At 67.8% G+C, this 1185-nt stretch carries 1 protein-coding gene and 1 pseudogene; both read left to right on the forward strand.

From position 1 onward, the window contains the following. Nucleotides 1–228, forward strand: a pseudogene (locus NNZ72_RS25335) (electron transfer flavoprotein subunit beta/FixA family protein); the annotation flags it as partial. A 24-nt stretch (nt 229–252) separates the two neighbouring features. Beyond that, nucleotides 253–1182, forward strand: a complete 930-nt coding sequence (locus NNZ72_RS25340) for an electron transfer flavoprotein subunit alpha/FixB family protein (protein ID WP_257318455.1) — start codon at nt 253–255, stop codon at nt 1180–1182. The last annotated feature ends 3 nt before the right edge of the window (nt 1183–1185 follow it).

Consider the following 1185-nt stretch of genomic DNA (forward strand, 5'->3'; position numbering starts at 1 on the left):
ACCACCGACCTGCGCCTCAACGAGCCGCGCTATGCGTCGCTTCCGAACATCATGAAGGCGAAGAAGAAGCCGCTCGACAGGAAGGCGCCGTCCGACTTCGGCGTCGACACGAGCCCGCGGCTGAAGGTGCTGAAGACGGAAGAACCGTCCGGCCGCAAGGCGGGCGTCAAGGTGAAGAGCGTCGCCGAGCTCGTCGAGAAGCTCAAGACCGAAGCCGGCGTGCTGTAAGGCAGGAAAGGGAGACAAGACATCATGGCCATTCTTCTTCTGGCAGACCACGACAACCGGTCCCTTTCCGACCAGACGGCGAAGGCGCTGACGGCGGCATCGCAGATCGGTTCGGACGTGCATGTGCTCGTCGCCGGCTCGGGCGCCAAGGCCGCGGCCGAACAGGCGGCGAAGCTGTCGGGCGTGACGAAGGTGCTGCTCGCCGACGACGCCAGCCTCGCCCACAACCTCGCCGAGCCGCTGGCGGCGCTGATCGTGTCGCTTGCCGGCGGCTACGATGCGATCGTCTCGGCGGCGACGTCGGTGGGCAAGACCGTGCTGCCGCGGGTCGCCGCACTTCTCGACGTGGCGCAGGTGTCGGAGATCGTCGAGGTGGTCTCCCCCGACACGTTCAAGCGGCCGATCTATGCGGGCAACGCGATCCAGACGGTGCAGTCGACGGACGCGAAGAAGGTGATCACGGTCAGAACCGCATCTTTCGCCGCCGCCGGTGAAGGCGGCAATGCCGCGGTCGAGCCGGTCGCGGCGGCAACCGACCCGGGCCTCTCGGCCCATGTCTCGGACGCGCTGTCGTCGTCGGACCGTCCGGAGCTGACGTCCGCGAGGATCATCATCTCGGGCGGGCGGGCGCTCGGCTCGTCGGAGAAGTTCCAGGAGGTGATCCTGCCGGTGGCGGACAAGCTGGGCGCGGCCGTCGGCGCTTCGCGCGCGGCGGTGGATGCGGGCTATGCGCCGAACGACTGGCAGGTGGGGCAGACGGGCAAGGTGGTGGCGCCGCAGCTCTACATCGCCTGCGGCATCTCGGGGGCGATCCAGCATCTCGCCGGCATGAAGGACAGTAAGGTGATCGTCGCGATCAACAAGGACGAGGAGGCGCCGATCTTCCAGGTCGCCGACTACGGCCTCGTCGCCGACATCTTCGAGGCGCTCCCGGAGCTCGAGAAGGCGCTCTGAGGA

Origin of the sequence: Shinella pollutisoli, from assembly GCF_024609765.1 — a bacterium.
GTDB classification, from domain to species: Bacteria; Pseudomonadota; Alphaproteobacteria; order Rhizobiales; family Rhizobiaceae; genus Shinella; species Shinella pollutisoli.